The 23362-nt window shown below is 53.8% G+C and carries 15 protein-coding genes and 3 tRNA genes; 13 read left to right on the plus strand and 5 right to left on the minus strand.

Annotation, left to right across the window (positions count from 1 at the left end; all coding sequences use genetic code 11):
* Positions 1-65 precede the first annotated feature (65 nt).
* Positions 66-761, minus strand: coding sequence for a DNA mismatch repair endonuclease MutH (mutH, locus tag FDX09_RS15580; RefSeq protein ID WP_085048795.1), 696 nt, complete (start codon positions 759-761; stop codon positions 66-68).
* Positions 762-1445: 684 nt separating this feature from the next.
* On the opposite strand from mutH, the gene rppH reads away from it, so the two are divergent.
* From rppH to recD, 12 genes are all read left to right on the plus strand, one after another.
* On the plus strand, positions 1446-1976 hold the full coding sequence (gene rppH, locus FDX09_RS15585; protein ID WP_003825602.1) for an RNA pyrophosphohydrolase: 531 nt from the start codon (positions 1446-1448) through the stop codon (positions 1974-1976).
* 12 nt (positions 1977-1988) lie between these two features.
* Positions 1989-4235, plus strand: coding sequence for a phosphoenolpyruvate--protein phosphotransferase (ptsP, locus tag FDX09_RS15590; RefSeq protein ID WP_038633322.1), 2247 nt, complete (start codon positions 1989-1991; stop codon positions 4233-4235).
* Positions 4236-4423: 188 nt separating this feature from the next.
* The gene (gene lgt, locus FDX09_RS15595; protein WP_038633319.1) at positions 4424-5299 is read left to right on the plus strand and encodes a prolipoprotein diacylglyceryl transferase; all 876 of its coding nucleotides are present in this window, start codon (positions 4424-4426) and stop codon (positions 5297-5299) included.
* Positions 5300-5305: 6 nt separating this feature from the next.
* A complete protein-coding gene (thyA, locus tag FDX09_RS15600; protein ID WP_038633316.1) occupies positions 5306-6100 on the plus strand; it encodes a thymidylate synthase in 795 nt (264 codons plus the stop codon).
* Between the two features lie 184 nt (positions 6101-6284).
* Positions 6285-6755 carry a prepilin peptidase-dependent protein gene (locus tag FDX09_RS15605; RefSeq protein ID WP_137347476.1) on the plus strand — a complete coding sequence of 157 codons (471 nt, stop codon included), beginning with the start codon at positions 6285-6287 and terminating at the stop codon, positions 6753-6755.
* A complete protein-coding gene (locus tag FDX09_RS15610; RefSeq protein ID WP_087856756.1) occupies positions 6746-7309 on the plus strand; it encodes a prepilin peptidase-dependent protein in 564 nt (187 codons plus the stop codon). Before FDX09_RS15605 ends, FDX09_RS15610 begins: the two co-directional genes overlap by 10 nt.
* Positions 7306-7713 carry a DUF2509 family protein gene (locus FDX09_RS15615; RefSeq protein ID WP_137347477.1) on the plus strand — a complete coding sequence of 136 codons (408 nt, stop codon included), beginning with the start codon at positions 7306-7308 and terminating at the stop codon, positions 7711-7713. The genes FDX09_RS15610 and FDX09_RS15615 overlap by 4 nt, the downstream gene beginning before the upstream one ends.
* Positions 7698-8021 (plus strand): prepilin-type N-terminal cleavage/methylation domain-containing protein, encoded by a 324-nt coding sequence (locus tag FDX09_RS15620; protein WP_038633302.1) that lies wholly within the window; start codon positions 7698-7700, stop codon positions 8019-8021. The genes FDX09_RS15615 and FDX09_RS15620 overlap by 16 nt, the downstream gene beginning before the upstream one ends.
* A gap of 12 nt (positions 8022-8033) precedes the next feature.
* Positions 8034-11402, plus strand: a complete 3369-nt coding sequence (gene recC / locus FDX09_RS15625; RefSeq protein ID WP_121529508.1) for an exodeoxyribonuclease V subunit gamma — start codon at positions 8034-8036, stop codon at positions 11400-11402.
* Between the two features lie 179 nt (positions 11403-11581).
* Positions 11582-14470 carry a pitrilysin gene (gene ptrA / locus FDX09_RS15630; RefSeq protein ID WP_137347478.1) on the plus strand — a complete coding sequence of 963 codons (2889 nt, stop codon included), beginning with the start codon at positions 11582-11584 and terminating at the stop codon, positions 14468-14470.
* The gene (gene recB, locus FDX09_RS15635) at positions 14463-18008 is read left to right on the plus strand and encodes an exodeoxyribonuclease V subunit beta (RefSeq protein WP_137347479.1); all 3546 of its coding nucleotides are present in this window, start codon (positions 14463-14465) and stop codon (positions 18006-18008) included. Before ptrA ends, recB begins: the two co-directional genes overlap by 8 nt.
* Positions 18005-19834: an exodeoxyribonuclease V subunit alpha gene (recD, locus tag FDX09_RS15640; protein WP_137347480.1), complete on the plus strand. Its 1830-nt coding sequence runs from the start codon at positions 18005-18007 to the stop codon at positions 19832-19834. Before recB ends, recD begins: the two co-directional genes overlap by 4 nt.
* A 44-nt stretch (positions 19835-19878) precedes the next feature.
* Here the strand turns inward: recD and argA are convergent, their stop codons facing one another.
* A complete protein-coding gene (argA, locus tag FDX09_RS15645; RefSeq protein ID WP_038633289.1) occupies positions 19879-21210 on the minus strand; it encodes an amino-acid N-acetyltransferase in 1332 nt (443 codons plus the stop codon).
* A 234-nt stretch (positions 21211-21444) separates the two neighbouring features.
* Between argA and amiC the strand changes: the two genes are divergently transcribed.
* The gene (gene amiC / locus FDX09_RS15650; RefSeq protein WP_042310761.1) at positions 21445-22698 is read left to right on the plus strand and encodes an N-acetylmuramoyl-L-alanine amidase AmiC; all 1254 of its coding nucleotides are present in this window, start codon (positions 21445-21447) and stop codon (positions 22696-22698) included.
* 74 nt (positions 22699-22772) lie between these two features.
* Here amiC and FDX09_RS15655 read toward each other — a convergent pair.
* The 3 genes from FDX09_RS15655 to FDX09_RS15665 all read right to left on the minus strand — a co-directional run bounded on the left by FDX09_RS15655 (position 22773) and on the right by FDX09_RS15665 (position 23202).
* Positions 22773-22849 (minus strand) — tRNA-Met (locus tag FDX09_RS15655).
* Between the two features lie 151 nt (positions 22850-23000).
* Positions 23001-23077 (minus strand) — tRNA-Met (locus tag FDX09_RS15660).
* A gap of 48 nt (positions 23078-23125) precedes the next feature.
* Positions 23126-23202, minus strand: a tRNA-Met gene (locus FDX09_RS15665).
* Between the last annotated feature and the right edge of the window lie 160 nt (positions 23203-23362).

A 23362-nucleotide genomic window follows, 5' to 3' on the forward strand; every position in this document is an offset into this window, starting at 1 on the left:
CCTGCCAAAAAAAAGAAGCGGTAATTATAGGCCCGTAACGCGGCAGGTGAAAGGCCGGGCAGTGCCTATTGCGGCTGGAATAAGAAATGCCGCTCAAGCAATGCGCGCGTGAAGTTCTTTTTCAGATAAAACCCGCGCGGCAGGGTCAGGATGGGTTCGCCATGGGCGCCAATTGCTTCGGTAAGCGCTCGGGCATTGGCGGCTTTGGGACGCAGTTGTAACACTTCCCCATGGCGAGCGGTGATGCGTTCGACGTGGCCTAGCACAATCATGTCCATTAGTTCTTCCCAGTCCAACCGTAATTGCTGGTCTTCTTCGTCGTTCGGGCTCCAGAGCAAGGGCGAGCCGACGCGACGTTCAGCCAGTGGAATACTGCGTTCACCCTCTACCGGGATCCACAGTACGCGTTTAAGTTTGTGCCGCACATGGCTGGTTTCCCAGGTGACGCCTGTATTGCCAGTTAACGGCGCTACGCATACGAAGGTGGTTTCCAGCGGTCTGCCAAGACTGTCCACAGGGATCGTTTTCAGCTCCACGCCCAGCGCCGCAAAATCCTGCTCCGGCTTGCTGCCTGCGCTGGCACCCAGCCAAATCTCCAGTAGGACGCCAATCCAGCCTTTATCACGCTTGAGATCCCTGGGGGCGACGAGTCCCGCCATGGTCGCCAATTCTCCCAACGAGTAGCCCGCAAGCTGCCGCGCCTGAGTCAGCAATTGGGCTTCAGAGTCAGGTGGAGAAAGTAGCGGATGGAGTTCTGGCATCGGATTAACCCTTAGGCGAAAAAATGAGCAATGATTTTATACCGTGTGGACAGAGTTTATCTTTTTCCACATGCTTTATTCAATTATATGATTTATATTGGTTTTTATATTCACACGCGCGCAGTTGCGCAACAGCAATGCGGGTTTTCCAATTCTGGTCACTGACAATGAACAGGATCTTACACCATGTTATCCACAGAAAGATGGGATAACTGTGAAAAACCCCCACTACTGTTTCAATTTACAGCCTTGACGTGCGACGAAAATCGAATTTTTACACAAATTGTGCCTAACTTATTGGCATAATCTGTGGATAAAACCAACGCTGGTCGATCTTTCATCAGCGTGAAGATCGTGTGCGTGACACACATCACATTTATGTGTGTGCGTTGGTACCGATCGTTTTTAACTTAATGAATAAATAAGACTATTTTTTATATGTGACGAATGTCTTATTCGGACTGTTCTGGGTTTTCCCATAGTAATTCCGTACTTCTTCACAACTATATCCACAGAAAAGGTGAATAAAATCGCCCTGAATGCCCTTCTTCTGTTTATAACTCTGGGCTTCGCTGTGAGTTATTCAATTGTTATTAGAATATCGCACCCTTAACAGAGTGGTTTACCGCCTCTCAGGAGTGTGAAACAATCGTTTGTATATAAGGTTTATGTTGAGGTAGTCCGGTGATTGATGACGATGGCTACCGCCCGAATGTAGGGATAGTAATTTGTAACCGCCAGGGGCAGGTCATGTGGGCCCGGCGATTTGGTCAGCACTCCTGGCAATTCCCACAAGGTGGGATAAACGCAGGAGAGACAGCAGAGCAGGCGATGTACCGGGAACTCTTTGAAGAAGTGGGTCTCAGCCGTAAAGATGTACGGATCCTTGCTTCTACTCGTAACTGGTTGCGTTACAAGTTACCGAAACGTTTGGTGCGTTGGGACACAAAGCCGGTTTGTATCGGCCAGAAACAAAAATGGTTTCTTCTGCAATTGGTCAGCAGCGATGCTGAAATTAATATGCAAACCAGCAGTACACCTGAGTTCGACGGCTGGCGCTGGGTGAGTTACTGGTATCCGGTTCGACAGGTGGTGTCATTTAAACGCGATGTCTATCGCAGGGTGATGAAAGAATTCGCAAGTGTTGTCATGGCGCTTCAGGAGAGCACTCCTAAACCGCAAAGCGCACCTGCGTACAGACGTAAAAGAGGTTAAGCTACGCAAATTATGCTCACCCGCCTGCGCGAAATAGTCGAAAAGGTGGCCAGTGCTCCGCGTCTTAATGAGGCGCTCAATATACTGGTTACCGACATCTGTCTTGCGATGGATACAGAGGTCTGCTCGGTCTATCTGGCCGATCACGACCGACGTTGTTATTACCTCATGGCGACACGAGGTCTGAAAAAACCACGTGGTCGCACCGTCGCACTCGCGTTTGATGAAGGTATCGTTGGCCTGGTTGGCAGGCTGGCGGAACCTATCAACCTCGCCGATGCGCAAAAACATCCCAGCTTTAAATACATCCCTTCGGTAAAAGAAGAGCGCTTTCGTGCGTTCTTAGGCGTACCGATTATTCAGCGTCGTCAGCTGTTAGGTGTGCTGGTGGTGCAGCAGCGTGAATTACGTCAGTACGACGAAAGCGAAGAGTCTTTCCTGGTGACGCTCGCCACGCAAATGGCGGCCATACTTTCCCAGTCGCAACTGAACGCACTGTTCGGCCAATACCGGCAAACGCGTATCCGTGCATTGCCTGCCGCTCCCGGCGTAGCCATTGCCGAAGGCTGGCAGGATGCAACGCTACCGCTGATGGAGCAGGTCTATCAGGCTTCAACGCTGGACCCGGTGCTTGAGCGCGAGCGGCTGACCGGTGCGCTGGAAGAGGCGGCGAACGAATTCCGCCGTTACAGCAAACGCTTTACCGCCGGGGCACAGAAAGAAACGGCGGCGATCTTTGATCTCTACTCGCACCTGCTTTCTGATACCCGCCTGCGCCGCGAACTGTTTGCGGAAGTGGATAACGGCTCGGTGGCTGAGTGGGCCGTTAAAACGATCATCGAAAAATTTGCCGAACAGTTTGCCGCGCTGAGCGATAACTATCTCAAAGAGCGGGCCGGAGATTTACGCGCGCTGGGCCAGCGTCTGCTGTTCCATCTTGACGACTCGATCCAGGGACCGAATGCCTGGCCGGAACGTTTTGTGCTGGTGGCGGATGAGCTTTCCGCTACGACGCTGGCGGAACTTCCCCAGGACCGGTTAGTCGGCGTGGTTGTCCGGGACGGCGCAGCCAACTCTCATGCGGCGATTATGGTGCGTGCGCTGGGTATTCCTACCGTCATGGGGGCTGATATCCAGCCGTCAGTACTACACCGTCGAACGTTGGTGGTGGATGGTTATCGTGGCGAAGTGCTGGTCGATCCGGAACCGGTATTGGTCCAGGAATACCAGCGCCTTATCAGCGAAGAGATCGAGCTGAGCCGCCTGGCGGAAGATGACGTTAACCAACCGGCGCAGTTAAAAAGCGGCGAGCGCGTGAAGGTGATGCTCAATGCGGGTCTCAGCCCGGAACATGAAGAGAAGCTGGGCAGTCGGATCGATGGCATTGGTCTGTATCGCACAGAAATTCCTTTCATGCTGCAAAGCGGCTTTCCTTCGGAAGAAGAACAGGTTGCGCAGTATCAAGGGATGCTGCAAATGTTTAACGACAAGCCGGTGACTCTGCGGACGCTGGATGTCGGGGCCGATAAACAGCTGCCCTACATGCCGATCAGTGAAGAGAACCCATGCCTTGGCTGGCGTGGGATCCGCATTACGCTCGATCAACCGGAGATCTTTTTGATCCAGGTCCGGGCCATGCTGCGTGCAAACGCGGCAACCGGTAACCTGAGCATTTTACTGCCGATGGTGACCAGTATTGATGAAGTGGACGAAGCGCGACGCCTGATTGAACGCGCCGGACGCGAAGTGGAAGAGATGATCGGTTACGCAATCCCGAAACCGCGCATCGGCATCATGCTGGAAGTTCCGTCGATGGTGTTTATGTTGCCGCATCTGGCTAACCGGATAGACTTTATCTCGGTCGGAACCAACGATCTCACCCAATACATTCTGGCCGTTGATCGTAACAATACGCGGGTGGCCAGCATTTATGACAGCCTGCATCCGGGAATGTTACGTGCGCTGGCGATGATTGCGCAAGAAGCCGAAAGAAGCGGTATCGATTTGCGCTTATGCGGTGAAATGGCGGGCGATCCGATGTGTGTGGCCATTCTGATCGGCCTGGGTTTCCGTCATTTATCAATGAACGGTCGATCCGTGGCTCGCGTTAAATATCTGCTGCGCCATATCGATTTTGGCGAGGCGCAAACGCTGGCTCAGCGCAGCCTGGAAGCGCAGATGGCGGCAGAAGTACGCCATCAGGTGGCGGCCTTTATGGAGCGCCGCGGTATGGGGGGGCTGATTCGCGGGGGACTGTAGGCCTGATAAGCGTAACGCTGTCAGGCATTACGGGGGAAAGATTACCTATACAGATCTTTTACATCTTCCCGGCATCCGCTGCGATCCCCTTGTGCTATCATTCGCACCTTTGGAGCGCCTGCTTTATGCAGGCGCGCTTATCAATTGCTGTCTGACTTCAGCGAAATAACAAGAACTTGTGGTGACAGATGACCAGTAGCTATCTGCATTTTCCGGATTTCGATCCGGTCATTTTCTCAATCGGACCCGTCGCGCTTCACTGGTACGGCTTGATGTATTTGGTGGGTTTTATTTTCGCGATGTGGCTGGCGACGCGCCGTGCTAATCGTCCGGGCAGTGGCTGGACTAAAAATGAAGTAGAAAACTTACTGTATGCAGGCTTCCTCGGGGTTTTCCTCGGCGGACGTATTGGTTACGTACTGTTCTATAACTTCCCATTGTTCCTCGATAATCCGCTGTATCTGTTCCGCGTCTGGGATGGCGGCATGTCCTTCCACGGCGGGCTTATCGGTGTGATTCTGGTGATGATTATCTTCGCCAGACGCACCAAGCGTTCGTTCTTCCAGGTTTCTGATTTCATCGCTCCGCTGATCCCGTTTGGTCTGGGCGCAGGGCGTCTGGGTAATTTTATCAACGGTGAACTGTGGGGACGCGTCGACCCGAACTTCAAGTATGCCATGCTGTTCCCGGGCTCCCGTACCGAAGATATTTTACTGCTGCAAACCAACCCGCAGTGGCAGTCCATTTTTGATACCTACGGCTCGCTGCCGCGTCACGCCTCGCAGCTTTATGAGATGGCGCTGGAAGGGGTTGTACTGTTTATCATTCTGAACCTGTACATTCGCAAGCCGCGTCCTATGGGTGCGGTGTCCGGTCTGTTCCTGATTGGTTATGGCGCGTTTCGTATTATCGTTGAATTCTTCCGCCAGCCGGACGCACAGTTTACCGGCACTTGGGTGCAGTACATCAGCATGGGACAGATCCTCTCTATCCCGATGATTGTCGCAGGCATTATTATGATGGTTTGGGCGTACCGCCGTAGCCCACAGCAACACGTTTCCTGAGGAACCATGAAACAGTATTTAGAACTGATGCAAAAAGTGCTGGATGAAGGCACAAAGAAAAACGACCGTACCGGAACCGGAACGCTTTCCATTTTTGGTCATCAGATGCGTTTTAATCTGCAGGAAGGGTTCCCGCTGGTTACGACTAAACGCTGCCATTTACGCTCGATCATTCATGAGCTGCTGTGGTTTTTGCAGGGTGACACTAACGTTGCCTACCTGCATGAAAACAATGTCTCAATCTGGGATGAATGGGCGGATGAAAACGGTAATTTAGGCCCGGTTTATGGCAAACAGTGGCGCGCGTGGCCAACGCCGGACGGTCGCCATATTGACCAGATCACCACGGTGCTAAACCAGCTGAAAAATGACCCGGACTCTCGACGCATCATCGTTTCCGCATGGAACGTCGGTGAGCTGGATAAGATGGCGCTGGCGCCGTGCCATGCTTTCTTCCAGTTCTATGTGGCGGATGGCAAGCTCTCTTGCCAGCTGTATCAACGTTCGTGCGATGTGTTCCTCGGTCTGCCATTCAACATTGCCAGCTACGCCTTACTGGTACACATGATGGCGCAGCAGTGCGACCTTGAAGTGGGTGATTTTGTCTGGACCGGCGGCGACACGCACCTGTACAGCAACCATATGGATCAAACGCATTTGCAGCTTAGCCGCGAACCGCGCGCGCTGCCGAAGCTGATCATCAAACGTAAGCCTGAATCTATCTTTGATTATCGCTTCGAAGATTTCGAAATCGAAGGCTACGATCCACATCCCGGTATTAAAGCGCCAGTAGCTATCTAACCGAGCTTGATGCTGTCACAACCGACGCCTTCGCGCGTCGGTTTTTTTTGTCTGTCATTTCATTCTTCGGCGCGGGTTCCTGAAATATTGCAACGCTCTGCAACGCGTCAAATATTCCCCGTTGCTCGTCGTAGAAACCGAATTTCCCGCTCGTTATTCATTTTCCTCACGCCATACTGGCGGCATGAAAAAACAACAAGGCTACACGTTTCTCGAAACCCTGATTGCGATGCTGATTGTCGCGGCGCTTGGCGCGTCCGGGTTGTATGGCTGGCAGTACTGGCAACAACAACAGCGCCTGTGGCAGACCGCCTGTCAGGTGCGGGACTACCTGCTGCAACTACGTGAAGATGCTAACTGGCGTAACCGCGATCACGTGGTAAGCGTGATGGAGGATGGGCCATCGTGGTGTCTGGTCAGTTCTGCGGCTTTACAAGACGGGTGTAAACCGACTTCACCCCTGGTGTTTGCACCGCGCTGGGACGATGTCGAAATGGCAGAGATAACGCCTTCACTGGCCTTTTTTGGGCTGCGCAATACGGCATGGGCTGGACATATTCGTCTGAAAAATGCGGCAGGCGAATGGCGCGTGGTGGTGTCAGGCTGGGGGCGGATCAGGCTTTGCGAGCGCGATGAGGCCAGGTCATGTCAGTAAACGAGCGGGGTTTTTCACTGCTGGAGGTGCTCATTGCTATGGTCATTAGCAGTATTTTACTGCTCAGCGCAGCGCGATTTTTACCCGCTCTGCAGCGAGAGATCCTGCGCAATACGCGCCAGCTAGCGCTGGAGGATGAAATATGGCAGCGGGTCTATACCGTGGCAAAACATCTTCAGCGGGCAGGGTATTGCCGGGGAACCTGTGTCGGAGAGGAACTGGTGATATCGGCTAAGGGTGACTGTGTCATTGCCCGTTGGGATGCCAACAGTAACGGCATTTGGGAGAGCGTTCCCGCGAAAGAGTCCGATACCATCGGATTTCGTTTACAGGACAAAGTCCTGGAGACCCAGCGAGGAGCAACGAGTTGTAATGGCAAAGGGTGGGAGAAAATGACCGATCCAGCCACGATAGAGATTCAGGCGTTTAAGGTTGAGCGCCTGAATATTCGCGGATTTCAACCACTCCTTACGTTGCGTTTGCGTGGAGTGAGCAACGTCGAACCGCAAAAAGTCATTGAAGCCTTTTACAGTGTGACAGGTTTCAACCTGTGAATAGTGAGCGAGGTGTTTCGTCCCTGGCGATGGTCCTGCTACTGCTGGTGCTCGGCAGCCTGTTATTGCAGGGTGTTAGCCGACAAGAAACGAGTTTTGCATCGCGTGTTACAACGGAAAGTCGGTCTTTGCAACGGCAGGCGGTAGTGCAATCCGCCATCGAATGGGGACGCATGCAGTCCTGGGGCTTACAACCGGCTTTACAGTGTCGGCGTTATACCGGGCAGGATGTCGCGGTTTGCCTGCGACGACTTACTGAGACTTCCGTGCTGCTTATTGCGCATTATGAAGGCGTATCGCTATGGCGTCGGGGAGCGATTATCGATGGCAATATCGAATTTTCGGCGCATGGCTGGAGCGATTTTTGTCCGTTAAAGGCGGTAGCGTTATGTCAGACTCCCTGAACAGACAACGTGGTTTTAGCCTGCCGGAAGTGATGCTGGCAATGGTGCTGATGATCATGGTTGTGACTGCGCTATCGGGATACCAGCGGGCGTTGATGAACAGTTTTATCGTCAGAAACCAGTATCAGCAACTCTGGCGTCACGCCTGGCAGCAAACCCAGCTGTATCCGTTTTCACCACCTGTGAACTGGCAGGTTAACCGAATGCAGACAACGGAAGCAGGATGTGTCAGCATCAGCGTTAAAATTTCTTCACCTCTGGGCAGGCAAGGTCAAATGACACGTCTGCATTGCCCGAACCGTCAGTAGTCAGGAGCCGCTATGTTAAGGGTCTACCACTCCAATCGTCTGGATGTGCTGGAAGCGTTAATGGAGTTTATCGTTGAGCGCGAGCGGTTGGACGATCCCTTTGAGCCGGAAATGATCCTGGTGCAAAGCACCGGTATGGCGCAGTGGCTACAAATGACCCTTGCACAGAAATTTGGTATCGCCGCCAACATCGATTTCCCGCTACCCGCGAGTTTTATCTGGGATATGTTTGTGCGCGTGCTGCCGGATATCCCGAAAGAGAGCGCGTTCAGCAAACAGAGCATGAGCTGGAAGTTAATGACTCTGCTGCCGCAATTGCTGGATAACGATGACTTCGCACTGCTGCGACACTATCTGACGGACGACACCGATAAACGTAAGCTGTTTCAGCTTTCCTCTCGCGCGGCGGACCTTTTCGATCAGTATTTAGTTTATCGCCCTGACTGGTTAACGCAGTGGGAAGCGGGGCGCCAGATTGAAGGACTCGGCGAGGCTCAGGCATGGCAGGCGCCGTTGTGGAAAGCGCTGGTGGAATACACCGCTGAACTGGGTCAACCGCGCTGGCATCGCGCCAATTTATATCAGCGATTTATTCACACCCTGGAAAATGCGTCTGAATGTCCGCAGGGGCTGCCTTCTCGCGTCTTTATTTGCGGAATTTCGGCGCTACCGCCGGTTTACCTGCAGGCGTTGCAGGCGTTGGGTAAGCACATTGATATTCATCTGCTGTTTACCAACCCTTGTCGCTACTATTGGGGCGACATTAAAGATCCCGCCTGGCTGGCAAAGCTGTTGGCGCGTCAGCGTCGGCACAGTTTTGAAGAACGTCACCTGCCGCTGTTTCGTGATACTCAGAATGCGGCAGGATTGTTTAACAGTGATGGTGAGCAGGATGTAGGCAACCCGATGCTGGCCTCGTGGGGTAAGTTGGGACGTGATTATATTTATCTGCTTTCAGAACTGGAAAACAGCCAGGAGCTGGATGCGTTTGTCGATATAACCCCAGACAATCTTTTGCATAACATTCAGTCGGATATTCTCGAGTTACAAAGCCGGGCCGTGGCGGGCGTTACGCTGGACGAGTATTCCCGAAGCGACAACAAACGACTGCTTGATGTGAACGACACCAGCGTGACTTTCCATGTCTGCCATAGCCCTCAGCGTGAAGTGGAAATTCTTCATGACCGACTGCTGGCAATGCTGGAAGCAGATCCCACGCTGACGCCGCGCGACATTATCGTGATGGTGGCGGATATCGACAGCTATAGCCCGTTCATTCAGGCGGTTTTTGGCAGCGCGCCAGCCGACCGTTACTTACCCTATGCGATTTCCGACCGTCGGGCGCGTCAGTCTCATCCCGTCTTGCAGGCCTTTATCAGTCTGCTGTCGCTGCCGGATAGCCGTTTTGTCTCTGAGGATGTGCTGGCATTACTGGATGTCCCCGTGCTGGCGGCACGTTTCAATATTGATGAAGATGGTCTGCGCTATCTTCGTTTGTGGGTTAATGAATCAGGTATTCGCTGGGGAATTGACGACGATAACGTGCGTGAGCTGGAGCTTCCGCCAACGGGTCAGCATACCTGGCAATTTGGTTTAACACGCATGCTGCTCGGCTATGCGATGGAAAGCGCCCAGGGCGAGTGGCAATCGGTATTGCCCTATGATGAGTCGAGCGGTTTGATTGCCGAACTGGTAGGGCATCTGGCCTCGTTGCTGATGCAGCTTAATCTCTGGCGTCGAGGATTGGCGCAGGAGCGCCCGCTGGAAGAGTGGCTGCCTGTTTGTCGGGATATGCTTAATGATTTCTTCCTGCCGGATGCGGATACCGAAGCGGCGATGACGCTGATTGAACAGCAGTGGCAGGCCATTATTACTGAAGGACTGGGGGCTGAGTATGGCGATGCCGTACCGCTTTCCTTGCTACGTGATGAACTGGCGCAACGTCTCGACCAGGAACGCATTAGCCAGCGCTTCCTGGCAGGGCCCGTTAACATTTGTACGCTGATGCCGATGCGCTCTATTCCTTTTAAGGTTGTATGTCTGCTGGGCATGAACGATGGCGTTTATCCGCGTCAGCTTGCGCCGCTGGGCTTTGATCTGATGAGTCAAAAACCGATGCGGGGCGATCGCAGCCGTCGCGATGATGACCGTTATCTGTTCCTCGAAGCATTAATTTCGGCGCAGCAAACGCTCTACATCAGCTACATTGGCCGCTCAATTCAGGATAACAGCGAACGCTTCCCGTCGGTATTGGTGCAGGAACTGATGGATTACATCGGGCAAAGCCACTATTTGCCGGGCGACGAATCGTTGACCTGCGATCAAAGCGAGGCCCGGGTAAAAGCGCACATTACCCGTCTGCATACCCGCATGCCTTTTGACGCACAAAACTATCAGCCCGGCGAACAGCAAAGCTACGCCCGGGAGTGGCTGCCTGCGGCGAGCCTGTCAGGAAAAGCGCACACGGATTTTGTGCAGCCTCTCCCCTTTGAAATGCCAGCCACGTTAACGCTGGAAACGTTACAGCGATTTTGGGCTCATCCGGTACGGGCCTTTTTTCAGATGCGTTTGCAGGTCAACTTTCGTTCTGAAGAAAGTGAGATCCCGGAAACTGAACCTTTTGTTCTGGAAGGATTAACTCGCTATCAGCTTAATCAGCAATTGCTTAACACGCTGGTTGAAGAGAACGATGCTGAACGATTGTTTCGCCGTTTTCGTGCGGCAGGCGTGCTGCCCTATGGGTCATTTGGCGAAATTCTGTGGGATACGCAGCGTCAGGAGATGCAGTCGCTGGCTGAACGCATTATCGCCTGTCGTCAGCCTTGCCAGAGCATGGAGATTGATCTCATCTGTAACGGTGTGCAAATCACCGGTTGGTTGCCGCAGGTGCAAGAGGACGGTTTGTTGCGCTGGCGCCCATCTTTGATAAGCATTGCCCAGGGGGTGCAACTTTGGCTGGAACATCTTGTCTATTGTGCCAGTGGCGGTACGGGAGAGAGTCGGTTATTCCTGCGCAAAGACGGGGAATGGCGTTTCCCTCCACTGGCGGCAGAACAGGCGCTGCTGTATTTGTCGCAGCTCATTGAGGGATATCGGGAAGGCATGTCGTCGCCATTGCTGGTATTACCGGAAAGCGGCGGCGCATGGATAAAAACCTGTTATGACGCTGCAAATGATGCCATGTTAGAGGACGACGATACGTTGCAAAAAGCGCGCAGTAAGTTTTTGCAGGCTTATGAAGGCAACATGATGGTTCGTGGCGAAGGCGATGATATCTGGTATCAACGCCTGTGGCGTCAACTGGATGCCGAGACGCTGGAACGCATTGTTTTACAGTCACAGCGCTATCTGTTACCGATTTTTCGCTTTAACCAGTCCTGATGGTTGTATAAAAATTGCGCAATTTGATGGCTTCCACTATGATGCGCATTCTGTCACGGACTGATTCTTAAAAAGAGAAGATGCTGACTTGTTCAGCACGAAGTCTTGCCCTGTTCATGCCACGTATTGATACGTGGTTTGCAGTGAACAGGTGAATACGTTAATGATGAGGTTTGTGAATGCCCCGCAGCACCTGGTTCAGCGCATTACTGTTGTTCGTCGCCCTTTGGGTTCCCGTAAGTCAGGCAGATACCGGTTGGCAGCCTTTAGCTGAAACCATCCGTAAAAGCGATAAAGATACCCGCCAGTATCAGGCCGTGCGCCTTGATAACGGCATGGTCGTGTTGCTGGTATCCGATCCGCAGGCCGTGAAATCCCTTTCTGCACTGGTGGTGCCTGTTGGCTCGCTGGAAGATCCGGACGATCATCAGGGGCTGGCGCATTATCTCGAACACATGTGTCTGATGGGCTCGAAAAAATACCCGCAGCCCGACAGCCTGGCTGAATTCCTGAAAATGCATGGCGGCAGCCACAATGCCAGCACAGCGCCTTACCGTACGGCTTTTTATCTTGAAGTCGAAAACGACGCGCTGGTGGGGGCAGTGGATAGACTGGCGGACGCGATCGCCGATCCGTTGCTGGATAAAAAATATGCCGATCGCGAGCGTAATGCGGTGAACTCTGAGCTGACGTTGGCGCGTACCCGGGATGGGATGCGTATGGCGCAGGTCAGCGCTGAGACGATCAACCCGGCGCACCCTGGCTCGCGTTTCTCCGGCGGAAATCTGGAGACATTAAGCGATAAACCGGGTAACCCGGTGGTGCTGGCATTACAAAAATTTCATGAAAAGTACTACTCCGCGAACCTGATGAAGGCGGTGATTTATAGTAATAAACCACTGCCAGAGTTGGCGCGGATAGCCGCTGATACTTTCGGCCGCGTACCGAACAGAAATATCGAAAAACCGGAAATCACCGTACCGGTTGTCACCGACGCACAGAAAGGCATCATCATCCACTATGTGCCGGCAATGCCGCGCAAAGTCCTGCGCGTCGAGTTTCGTATCGATAACAACAGCGTAAAGTTCCGCAGTAAAACTGATGAACTGATAACCTACCTGATTGGCAATCGTAGTCCTGGTACGCTGTCCGACTGGCTGCAAAAACAGGGGCTGGTGGAGGGCATTCGCGCCGATTCCGATCCGGTGGTTAATGGCAACAGCGGGGTATTAGCCATTTCTGCGACGTTAACCGACAAAGGGTTGGCGAACCGCGATGAAGTTGTTGCGGCCATCTTTAGCTATCTCAATCTGTTACGTGAGAAAGGCGTCGATAAACGCTACTTTAACGAACTGGCGCACGTGCTGGATCTCGATTTCCGTTATCCTTCAATCACTCGTGATATGGACTACGTGGAATGGCTGGCTGATACCATGATCCGCGTTCCCGTCGAGCATACGTTGGATGCGGTGAATATTGCCGACCAATATGATGCGCAAGCCATTGCGCAACGTCTGGCAATGATGACGCCGCAGAATGCGCGTATCTGGTATATCAGCGCGAAAGAACCGCATAATAAAACCGCTTATTTTGTCGATGCGCCTTATCAGGTGGACAAAATCAGCGACAAAACCTTTGCTGACTGGCAGCAAAAAGCACAGGGCATTGCGCTGTCTTTGCCAGAGCTGAACCCCTACATTCCGGATGATTTCACGCTGATCAAAGCGGATAAAAAATACGCTCACCCGGAACTGATCGTCGATGAGCCGGATTTGCGCGTGGTGTATGCGCCGAGCCTGTATTTTGCCAGCGAGCCGAAGGCTGATGTCAGCGTGATCCTGCGTAACCCGAAAGCGATGGACAGCGCGCGCAACCAGGTATTATTCGCCCTGAACGATTACCTGGCGGGAATCGCGCTCGATCAGTTAAGCAACCAGGCATCGGTGGGTGGAATAGGTTTTTCGACCAACGCTAACAATGGCCTGATGCTTAACGCTAACGGTTACACTCAACGTCTGCCGCAGCTTTTTCAGGCGTTATTAAGCGGTTATTTCAGCTACACCTCAACGGATGAACAACTGGCACAGGCGAAATCCTGGTACGCCCAGATGATGGACTCTGCGGAAAAAGGTAAAGCCTACGATCAGGCGATTATGCCGGTGCAAATGCTGTCTCAGGTGCCCTATTTCTCACGCGATGAACGTCGCGCGCTATTGCCATCCATTACGTTGCAAGAGGTGATGTCCTACCGCGATGCGTTAAAAGCGGGGGCGCGGCCTGAGTTCCTGGTGGTGGGTAATATGAGCAAAGCTCAGGCTACAACCATGGCGCAGGATATTCAGAAACAGCTTGGCGCGAATGGCTCGCAGTGGTGCCGGAACAAAGAAGTGGTCGTGGACAAGAAGCAGTCCGTCATCTTTGAGAAAGCGGGTAGTAGCACGGATTCTGCGCTGGCGGCGGTATTTGTGCCAACTGGCTATGACGAATACAGCAGTTCAGCCTACAGCGCCATGTTAGGGCAAATTGTTCAGCCGTGGTTTTACAATCAATTGCGTACTGAAGAGCAGTTAGGCTATGCCGTATTTGCTTTCCCGATGAGCGTTGGGCGTCAGTGGGGGATGGGGTTCCTGTTACAAAGCAGTGATAAGCAACCGTCTTACCTCTGGGAGCGTTATAAAGCATTTTTCCCGACGGCGGAAGCGAAGCTGCGGGCAATGAAACCAGAAGAGTTTGCACAAATTCAGCAGGCGATCATTGCGCAAATGCTACAGGCGCCGCAAACGCTGGGGGAAGAAGCCTCACAGTTAAGCAAAGATTTTGATCGCGGCAATATGCGCTTCGATTCACGTGATAAAATAGTGGCTCAGATTAAACTGCTGACGCCGCAAAAACTTGCCGACTTCTTCCATCAGGCGGTGGTTGAGCCGCAAGGCATGGCGATACTGTCACAGGTTTCCGGCAGTCAGAACGGGAAAGCAGAATACGTGCGCCCGGAAGGCTGGAAAGTGTGGCAGACCGTCAGCGCGTTGCAGCAAACCTTACCCCTGATGAGTGACAAGAATGAATGATGCCGCTGAGTCCCTTGATCCACTGCGCTTGCCCCTGACGGGCGAGCGCCTGATTGAAGCCTCTGCGGGCACCGGTAAAACTTTTACCATCGCCGCCCTGTATTTACGTTTACTGCTTGGACTGGGCGGCTCTGCCGCCTTTCCACGTCCTCTGACCGTTGAAGAACTATTAGTGGTCACCTTTACCGAGGCGGCCACAGAGGAACTGCGTGGCCGAATTCGTAGCAACATTCATGAGCTGCGCATTGCCTGCCTGCGTGAAACCACCGACAACCCGCTATATGCCCGTTTGTTAGACGAAATAGCCGATAAAAAACAGGCCGCCCAGTGGCTGCTATTGGCTGAAAGACAGATGGATGAAGCGGCGGTGTTTACCATTCATGGTTTTTGTCAGCGCATGCTGAGCCTCAACGCCTTTGAGTCAGGCATGCTGTTTGAACAGCAACTGATTGAAGACGAATCACTGCTGCGTTATCAGGCGTGCGCGGACTTCTGGCGGCGGCATTGCTATCCGTTGTCCCGCGACATTGCGCAGGTCATTTTTGAAACGTGGAAAGGTCCTCAGGCGCTATTGAGGGATATCGATCGCTATCTTCAGGGCGAAGCGCCGGTGATCAAGGCTCCCCCGTCCGATGACGAAACGCTGGCCTCCCGACACGAACAAATTCTCGCCCGCATTAACCGGATTAAGCAGCAATGGCGCGGCTCTGTTGATGAGCTGGACGGGCTGCTGGAAGCCTCAGGGATCGACCGACGTAAATTCAATCGCGGTAACCAGAGCAAGTGGATCGAAAAGATCAGCGCATGGGCACAGGAAGAAACCCAGAGTTACCAGCTTCCTGACGCGCTGGAGAAATTCTCACAGCGTTTTCTGCAAGAGCGCACCAAAGCGGGGGGCGTAACGCCTCAGCACCCGCTTTTCGTCGCCATTGATGAACTACTTAGCGAACCGTTAACTCTCCGCGATCTGGTGATCACCCGGGCGCTGGCGGAGATCCGTTCCGCTGTTGCTGAGGAGAAGCGTCGACGCGGCGAGCTTGGCTTTGACGATATGCTCAGCCGTCTGGATGCGGCGTTGCGCAGTGACAGCGGCGATGCGCTGGCGGCGGCTATCCGTACCCGTTTCCCGGTCGCGATGATCGATGAATTTCAGGATACCGATCCGCAGCAGTACCGCATATTCCGCCGGATCTGGCAGCATCAGCCAGAGACCGCGCTGCTGTTGATTGGCGATCCCAAACAGGCTATTTATGCGTTTCGCGGCGCGGATATTTTCACCTATATGAAGGCGCGCAGCGAAGTCAGCGCACACTATACGCTCGATACCAACTGGCGTTCTGCCCCCGGCATGGTTAATAGCGTGAATACGCTTTTCAGCCAGATGGACGACGCCTTTATGTTCCGCGAAATCCCCTTTAGCCCGGTAAAATTTGCAGAGAAAAACCAGTCGCTGCGGTTTGTTTTACATGGTGAAACGCAGCCCGCAATGAGTATGTGGCTGATGGAAGGGGAAAGTTGTGGCGTAGGCGACTACCAGAACTACATGGCGCAGGTGTGCGCGACGCAAATTCGCGACTGGCTGAAGGCCGGACACTCTGGTGATGCGCAACTGGTCAGCGGTAAAGCATCCAGGCCGGTACGCGCCTCAGACATCAGCGTACTGGTTCGTAGCCGCCAGGAGGCGGCGCTGGTCCGCGATGCCCTGACGCAACTGGCGATTCCCTCCGTCTACCTTTCCAACCGTGACAGCGTATTTGAAACGCTGGAAGCGCAGGAATTGCTGTGGATGCTGCAAGCGGTGATGACGCCGGAACGGGAAAACACACTGCGTAGCGCGCTGGCGACCTCAATGATGGGGCTGAATGCGCAGGATATTGAAGCATTAAATAATGATGAGAATGCCTGGGATGCGGTAGTTGAAGAATTCGACGGCTATCGTCAAATCTGGCATAAACGCGGCGTCATGCCGATGCTGCGTGCGCTGATGACAAATCGCCAGATTGCGGAAAACCTGCTGGCGACGGCAGGGGGCGAACGCCGTCTAACCGATATTTTACATATCAGCGAACTGCTCCAGGAAGCGGGATCGCAACTGGAAAGCGAGCATGCGCTGGTGCGCTGGTTGTCCCAGCATATTCTTGAACCGGACAGCAATGCGTCCAGCCAGCAGCTCAGACTGGAAAGCGACAAGCATCTGGTACAAATCGTGACCATTCATAAATCGAAAGGGCTGGAATACCCGCTGGTCTGGCTGCCGTTTATCACGAATTTCCGCGTCCAGGATCAGGCGTTCTACCACGATCGCAGCTCCTTTGAAGCGGTACTGGACCTCAGTGACGCCAGGGAGAGCGTTGAGCTGGCAGAGGCTGAACGCCTGGCGGAAGACCTGCGCTTGCTCTACGTTGCGCTAACCCGTTCGGTATGGCACTGCAGCCTCGGCGTTGCGCCGTTGGTACGTCGTCGGGGCGATAAAAAGGGGGATACCGATGTGCATCAGAGCGCCCTTGGTCGTCTGTTGCAAAAAGGTGAGCCAATGGATGCCGTGGGACTGCGTGGCGCGATTGACGCGCTGGGTTGCGACGATATTGCCTGCCTGACGCCAGGTCAACCTGACGGTGAGCGCTGGCAGGTTGCGCAGCCGGTCAGCGCCACATTGAGTGCGAGAACACTGCAACGCACCCCCGGCGATGGCTGGCGCGTGACCAGTTATTCCGGCCTGCAACAGCGCGGACATGGAATCGCGCAGGATCTGATCCCGCGCCTGGATGTTGATGCCGCAGGCGTTGGCGAGGTCATTGCGGAGTCAGGACTCACCCCGCATCAATTTCCGCGCGGCGCCTCGCCGGGCACGTTTTTGCATAGCCTGTTTGAGGACCTTGATTTTACCCAACCGGTAGATCCGCATTGGGTCGAGGAAAAACTGGCCTTGGGCGGTTATGACGCGCATTGGACGCCGGTTTTGACCGCATGGCTGGACGTCATTTTGCAGGCGCCTCTTAACGAGACGGGCGTCAGTTTGAGCCAACTTTCCGCCCGTGAAAAACAGGTGGAGATGGAGTTTTATCTGCCGATTTCACAGCCGCTGATGGCCAGCCGACTTGATGCGTTGATCCGTAAATACGATCCGCTCTCAGCGGGCTGCTCTGCGTTGGATTTTATGCAGGTACGCGGCATGCTAAAAGGGTTTATTGACCTGGTGTTTCGTCATCAGGGGCGTTATTACCTGCTTGATTACAAATCTAACTGGCTGGGTGAAGACAGCGCAGCCTACACGCAGCAGGCGATGGCCTCAGCCATGCAGGCGCATCGCTACGACCTGCAATATCAACTTTATACCCTGGCGCTGCATCGCTACTTACGCCATCGCATTGCTGATTATGACTATGAACGCCATTTTGGCGGCGTTATCTATCTTTTCCTGCGCGGCGTTGATGGCGAGGATCCGCAGCAGGGAATTTACGCCACCCGACCAGACGGAGAATTGATCGCTTTGATGGATGAGATGTTTGCCGGTGCGGAGCTGGAGGAGATGTCATGACAATCCAGAAACGATTACTGGAAGCCGTTGAACAAAAACAGCTCCGGCCTCTGGATGCCCAGTTTGCGCTGGCAGTGGCCGGAAATGGTAATCCTGCGGTTGCGCTGGCTGCGGCATTGCTCAGCCGCGAAGCGGGAGAAGGGCACGTCTGCTTACCACTTTCGCGATTATCCTTACGCGAAGATGCTCATCCTTTGTTAAGCGCCTGGCTTGCTGAGATGGGCGAGCCTGAAGACTGGGCGGAATGTTTGCTGGCCTCCGGGGCAGTAAGCCATGGCGAGCAACCGACCCCGCTGGTGCTGTACGGCGATCGCCTGTATCTGAACCGCATGTGGCATAACGAACGCGCGGTGGCGCGTTTTTTCAGTGAAGTTAACCACGCCATTGAGGTGGATGAACAACGGCTGACTGACACGCTGGAGGCGCTGTTTCCATCATCGGAAGGCGTTAACTGGCAAAAGGTGGCCGCTGCTGTGGCGCTGACCCGCCGTATATCAGTGATCTCCGGCGGGCCGGGCACCGGAAAAACGACAACGGTCGCGAGACTTCTGGCGGCGTTGATCCAGATGGCGGACGGTGAACGCTGCCGTATTCGTCTGGCGGCGCCAACGGGAAAAGCGGCTGCGCGTCTGACCGCCTCGCTGGGAGCGGCGTTGCGAGAACTGCCGCTTACCGATGAGCAAAAGAAACGCATTCCCGATGATGCCAGTACGCTGCATCGGTTATTAGGCGCTCAGCCCGGCAGCCAGCGCTTGCGTCATCACGCGGGGAATCCGCTGCATGTGGATGTGCTGGTGGTGGATGAAGCCTCGATGATTGATTTGCCGATGATGTCGCGCCTTATCGATGCCCTACCGCCGCACGGGCGGGTGATTTTTCTCGGCGATCGTGACCAGCTCGCCTCCGTCGAGGCGGGGGCGGTGCTCGGGGATATTTGTGCTTTTGTCAGCGAAGGATTTACCCCGGAACGCGCCCGGCAGCTTAGTCGCCTGACCGGTAGCGCTATTCCGGCGGGAACGGGTACTCAGGCGGCGGCGTTACGTGACAGCTTGTGTCTGCTGCAAAAAAGCTACCGTTTCGGCAGTGATTCTGGGATCGGTCAATTGGCTGCTGCGATTAATTGCGGTGACAAAGCTGCGGTAAAAACGGTTTTCCAGCAGGGATTCAGCGATATCGAAAAACGCACGTTACGCAGCAGTGAAGATTACGCCGCGATGCTGGATGAGGCGCTGGCAGGTTATGGGCACTACCTGGATTTACTGCATGAGGGCGCCGCGCCGGATGCCATCATTCAGGCCTTCAATGAGTATCAGCTGCTATGCGCTTTGCGGGAAGGGCCGTTTGGCGTAGGCGGTTTGAATGAGCGCATTGAGCAGGTGATGGCGCAAAAACGTAAAATTCACCGTTCGACGCACAGTCGTTGGTATGAGGGAAGACCGGTGATGATTTCGCGCAATGACAGTTCGCTGGGGTTATTTAACGGTGATATTGGCATTGCCCTCGATCGCGGACAAGGGCTGAGGGTGTGGTTTGCGCTGCCGGACGGTTCGATTAAGTCGGTGCAACCCAGCCGCTTGCCTGAGCATGAAACCACCTGGGCGATGACGGTACATAAATCGCAGGGCTCTGAGTTTGACCATGCGGCGCTGATTTTACCCAGCCAGCATTCCCCCGTGGTTACCCGCGAGCTGGTCTATACCGCCGTAACCCGCGCGCGCCGCCGTCTGTCGCTGTATGCCGATGAACGAATATTGGGCGGGGCAATTGTCATGCGTACCGAACGCCGCAGCGGGCTATCAGCATTATTTAATGACGGCATGATGTAGCTGTAGGCCGGATGAGGCTGTTATGCCGCATCCGGCAGCCACGCCTAGGCCAAATCAGCCATCAGCACTTTTGATCGCCGCTGATAGTTGTACATCTCTTTCTTGCTTTCCGGCAGCAGGTCGATATCCACCGGCGTGAAGCCGCGCTCCTGGAACCAGTGGATGCTGCGGGTGGTCAGTACGAACAGCTTACTCAGCCCCATTTGCCGGGCCTGCGCGGCGATCCGCTCCAGCAATACTTCCCCACGTGACGAACTACGGTAATCCGGGTGTACCGCCACGCAGGCCATTTCGCCAATCCTCTCTTCCGGGAAAGGATACAGTGCGGCGCAGGCGATGGTCAGGTTATCGCGCTGAATAATGGTGAATTTGTCGATCTCCATTTCCAGTTGCTCGCGGGAGCGGCGGACCAGAATGCCTTGTTGTTCCAGCGGACGGATCAGCTCCAGAATGCCACCGATATCGTTAATGGTGGCGCGGCGAATTTGCTCCGCGCTTTCCATCACGATTTGCGTACCGATGCCATCGCGGGAGAACAGTTCCTGCAGCAACGCGCCATCTTCCTGATAGCTGATCAGGTGGCAGCGGCGTACGCCACTGCGACAAGCTTTCACCGCACCACGCAGGAAGCGCACCGTACCTGAGCTGTAGTCACCTTTCTCTTCCTGTGACTCGACGCGCGCCTGGGCTTCGTTAGGGAACAATTCGGAAATAATATCGCCATCATCGTTGGTGACCCCTTGGGACGAGCAAAAGCCAATCATTTTCTCCGCCTTCAGTTTGATAGCCAACTGCGTGGCGACCTCTTCTGACGTCAGATTAAAGCTCTCACCGGTAACGGAAACGGCGACTGGCCCCATCAGGACTATCGCGCCACTGTCCAGTTGACGGTGAATGGCCTCTTCATCAATACGACGAATACGCCCGCTATGGCAGTAGTCCACGCCGTCATCAACGCCCAGCGGTTGGGAGATAATAAAATTACCGCTGACCACATTGATATGCGCACCCTGCAATGGCGTATTATTCAGGCTCATCGACAGGCGGGCGGTAATATCAAGCTGGAGCAATCCCGCAGCCTGTTTGACCAGCTCCAGGGTTTTAGCGTCGGTGACGCGCGTATTTTTGTGGTACACCGGCTCATAATGATGCGCCGCAAGATTGGCATCAATCTGCGGTCGTGCGCCATAGACTACGACAAGGCGGATGCCGAGGCTATGAAGAAGCCCAATGTCATTGACGATACTGGAAAAGTTTTCATGCTCGATGGCTTCGCCGCCCAGCATAATGACAAACGTTTTTCCCCGATGGGTATTGATATAGGGAACAGAATGGCGGAATCCCTGTACCAGTTCGGTTCTACGCTCCTTCACCACGGCACACCCTCATTGCATGATTATTCGTAATTTATGTATTTTTATTCTGTTTTGGTGCTGTGCGCAAGCGTAATTTTTACTCATGCCGAAGATTTTTTTCAGTAATGTCGTGAATATAAAAAGAATGTTTACCCTTTTATAGATGACAGATTATGCGTCATTCGTTAAAGTTTCCGGTCAATTCGGACGTTTTACGTATTACTTCAATAAAGATTTCTTTTGCTCGGGAGAAGCATGTCGGGATCCAATTCAGCAATCAGTCGCCGTCGTTTACTGCAAGGTGCGGGTGCTATGTGGCTTTTGAGCGTCAGTCAGGTTGGTCTGGCTGCCGTGAGTCAGGTCGTTGCCGTTCGTATCTGGCCTGCGTCCAGTTATACCCGCGTCACGGTGGAATCCAACCGTTTGCTGAAATACAAACAGTTTGCCCTGAGTAATCCTGAGCGTGTGGTTGTCGATATTGAAGGCGTTAATTTGAACTCGGTGCTTAAGGGCATCGGCGCGCAGATTCGTCCTGACGATCCCTATATTAAGTCGGCGAGAGTCGGGCAATTTGACCCGCAGACCGTGCGGATGGTGTTCGAGCTGAAACAGAATGTGAAGCCGCAACTCTTTGCCCTGGCCCCCGTCGCCGGTTTTAAAGAGCGTCTGGTCATGGATCTTTATCCTGCTAATGCGCAGGATGTTCAGGATCCGCTGCTGGCGTTGCTTGAAGATTACAACAAGGGCGATCTGGATAAACAGGTGCCGCCTGCGCAAAGTGGTCCGCAGCCGGGTAAAGCGGGGCGCGATCGTCCGATTGTCATTATGCTGGACCCCGGGCACGGTGGAGAAGACTCCGGTGCGGTGGGGAAATACAAGACGCGTGAAAAAGATGTGGTACTGCAAATTGCCCGTCGCCTGCGAGCCCTTATTGAAAAAGAGGGCAACATGAAGGTCTTTATGACGCGTAATGAAGATATATTCATTCCGCTAAAAGTGCGTGTGGCGAAAGCGCAGAAACAGCGTGCAGACCTGTTTGTCTCTATTCACGCCGATGCCTTTACCAGCCGGCAACCCAGCGGCTCATCGGTGTTTGCGCTCTCGACTAAAGGGGCGACCAGTACCGCGGCAAAATATCTGGCCCAAACCCAGAACGCCTCGGATCTCATCGGTGGCGTTAGCAAAAGCGGTGACCGTTATGTCGACCACACCATGTTCGATATGGTGCAATCGCTGACCATCGCCGACAGCCTGAAGTTTGGCAAAGCGGTGCTGAATAAGCTTGGTAAAATCAACAACCTGCATAAGAATCAGGTTGAGCAAGCCGGGTTCGCGGTGCTGAAAGCGCCGGATATTCCCTCCATCCTCGTGGAAACGGCATTTATCAGTAACGTCGAAGAAGAGCGTAAGCTGAAGACGGCGACCTTCCAGCAGGAAGTGGCGGAGTCGATTCTGGCAGGGATTAAAGCCTACTTTGCCGATGGTGCGACGCTGGCGAGAAGGGGATAACAAAAAAGCGCTGAAAAGCGCTTTTTTTACGAACGACAGATACAAAAAAACACCCGTTAAGGTGCTTAATGTGTTGGTTGCGGGGGCCGGATTTGAACCGACGACCTTCGGGTTATGAGCCCGACGAGCTACCAGGCTGCTCCACCCCGCGTCCGTCTTTTTGCTTCGTATTTCAAACCACATCTGCGTTGGCTTTCCTCGTTCACCTCAGTCACTTACTGGAGTAAGCCCCTAAGGATTCACTGCGTCGCCGCCTTGCTGTGATTCGAACTACTTTGCAAAAATATTGCAGCAAATATGATTGGTTGCGGGGGCCGGATTTGAACCGACGACCTTCGGGTTATGAGCCCGACGAGCTACCAGGCTGCTCCACCCCGCGTCCGTCATTACTCTTCCATCGAGTAACGTTACTGCTTCTGATTTTAATTGGTTGCGGGGGCCAGATTTGAACTGACGACCTTCGGGTTATGAGCCCGACGAGCTACCAGGCTGCTCCACCCCGCGTCCGTGGATGCGCACTATACTCTGCTCGCATTTTCATGCAACCCTTTTTTCACCTTGATCACGTTTTAAGGGTGAAAATGAACAAAAACAACGTATTCTGGATTATTTTTTGCGCAAAATTTGCGTTCGGGTATGCATTCGCATTTCATTAGGTACGGGG

The sequence above is a fragment of the Citrobacter sp. wls717 genome (assembly GCF_005280955.1).
Classification (GTDB): domain Bacteria; phylum Pseudomonadota; class Gammaproteobacteria; order Enterobacterales; family Enterobacteriaceae; genus Citrobacter; species Citrobacter werkmanii.

Coding starts and splice junctions, on each gene's coding strand:
- mutH (WP_085048795.1), bottom strand. CDS start 761: ATGCCAGAACTCCATCCGCTACTTTCTCCACCTGACTCTGAAGCCCAA.
- ptsP (WP_038633322.1), top strand. CDS start 1,989: ATGCTCACCCGCCTGCGCGAAATAGTCGAAAAGGTGGCCAGTGCTCCG.
- lgt (WP_038633319.1), top strand. CDS start 4,424: ATGACCAGTAGCTATCTGCATTTTCCGGATTTCGATCCGGTCATTTTC.
- thyA (WP_038633316.1), top strand. CDS start 5,306: ATGAAACAGTATTTAGAACTGATGCAAAAAGTGCTGGATGAAGGCACA.
- FDX09_RS15605 (WP_137347476.1), top strand. CDS start 6,285: ATGAAAAAACAACAAGGCTACACGTTTCTCGAAACCCTGATTGCGATG.
- FDX09_RS15610 (WP_087856756.1), top strand. CDS start 6,746: ATGTCAGTAAACGAGCGGGGTTTTTCACTGCTGGAGGTGCTCATTGCT.
- FDX09_RS15620 (WP_038633302.1), top strand. CDS start 7,698: ATGTCAGACTCCCTGAACAGACAACGTGGTTTTAGCCTGCCGGAAGTG.
- recC (WP_121529508.1), top strand. CDS start 8,034: ATGTTAAGGGTCTACCACTCCAATCGTCTGGATGTGCTGGAAGCGTTA.
- ptrA (WP_137347478.1), top strand. CDS start 11,582: ATGCCCCGCAGCACCTGGTTCAGCGCATTACTGTTGTTCGTCGCCCTT.
- recB (WP_137347479.1), top strand. CDS start 14,463: ATGAATGATGCCGCTGAGTCCCTTGATCCACTGCGCTTGCCCCTGACG.
- recD (WP_137347480.1), top strand. CDS start 18,005: ATGACAATCCAGAAACGATTACTGGAAGCCGTTGAACAAAAACAGCTC.
- amiC (WP_042310761.1), top strand. CDS start 21,445: ATGTCGGGATCCAATTCAGCAATCAGTCGCCGTCGTTTACTGCAAGGT.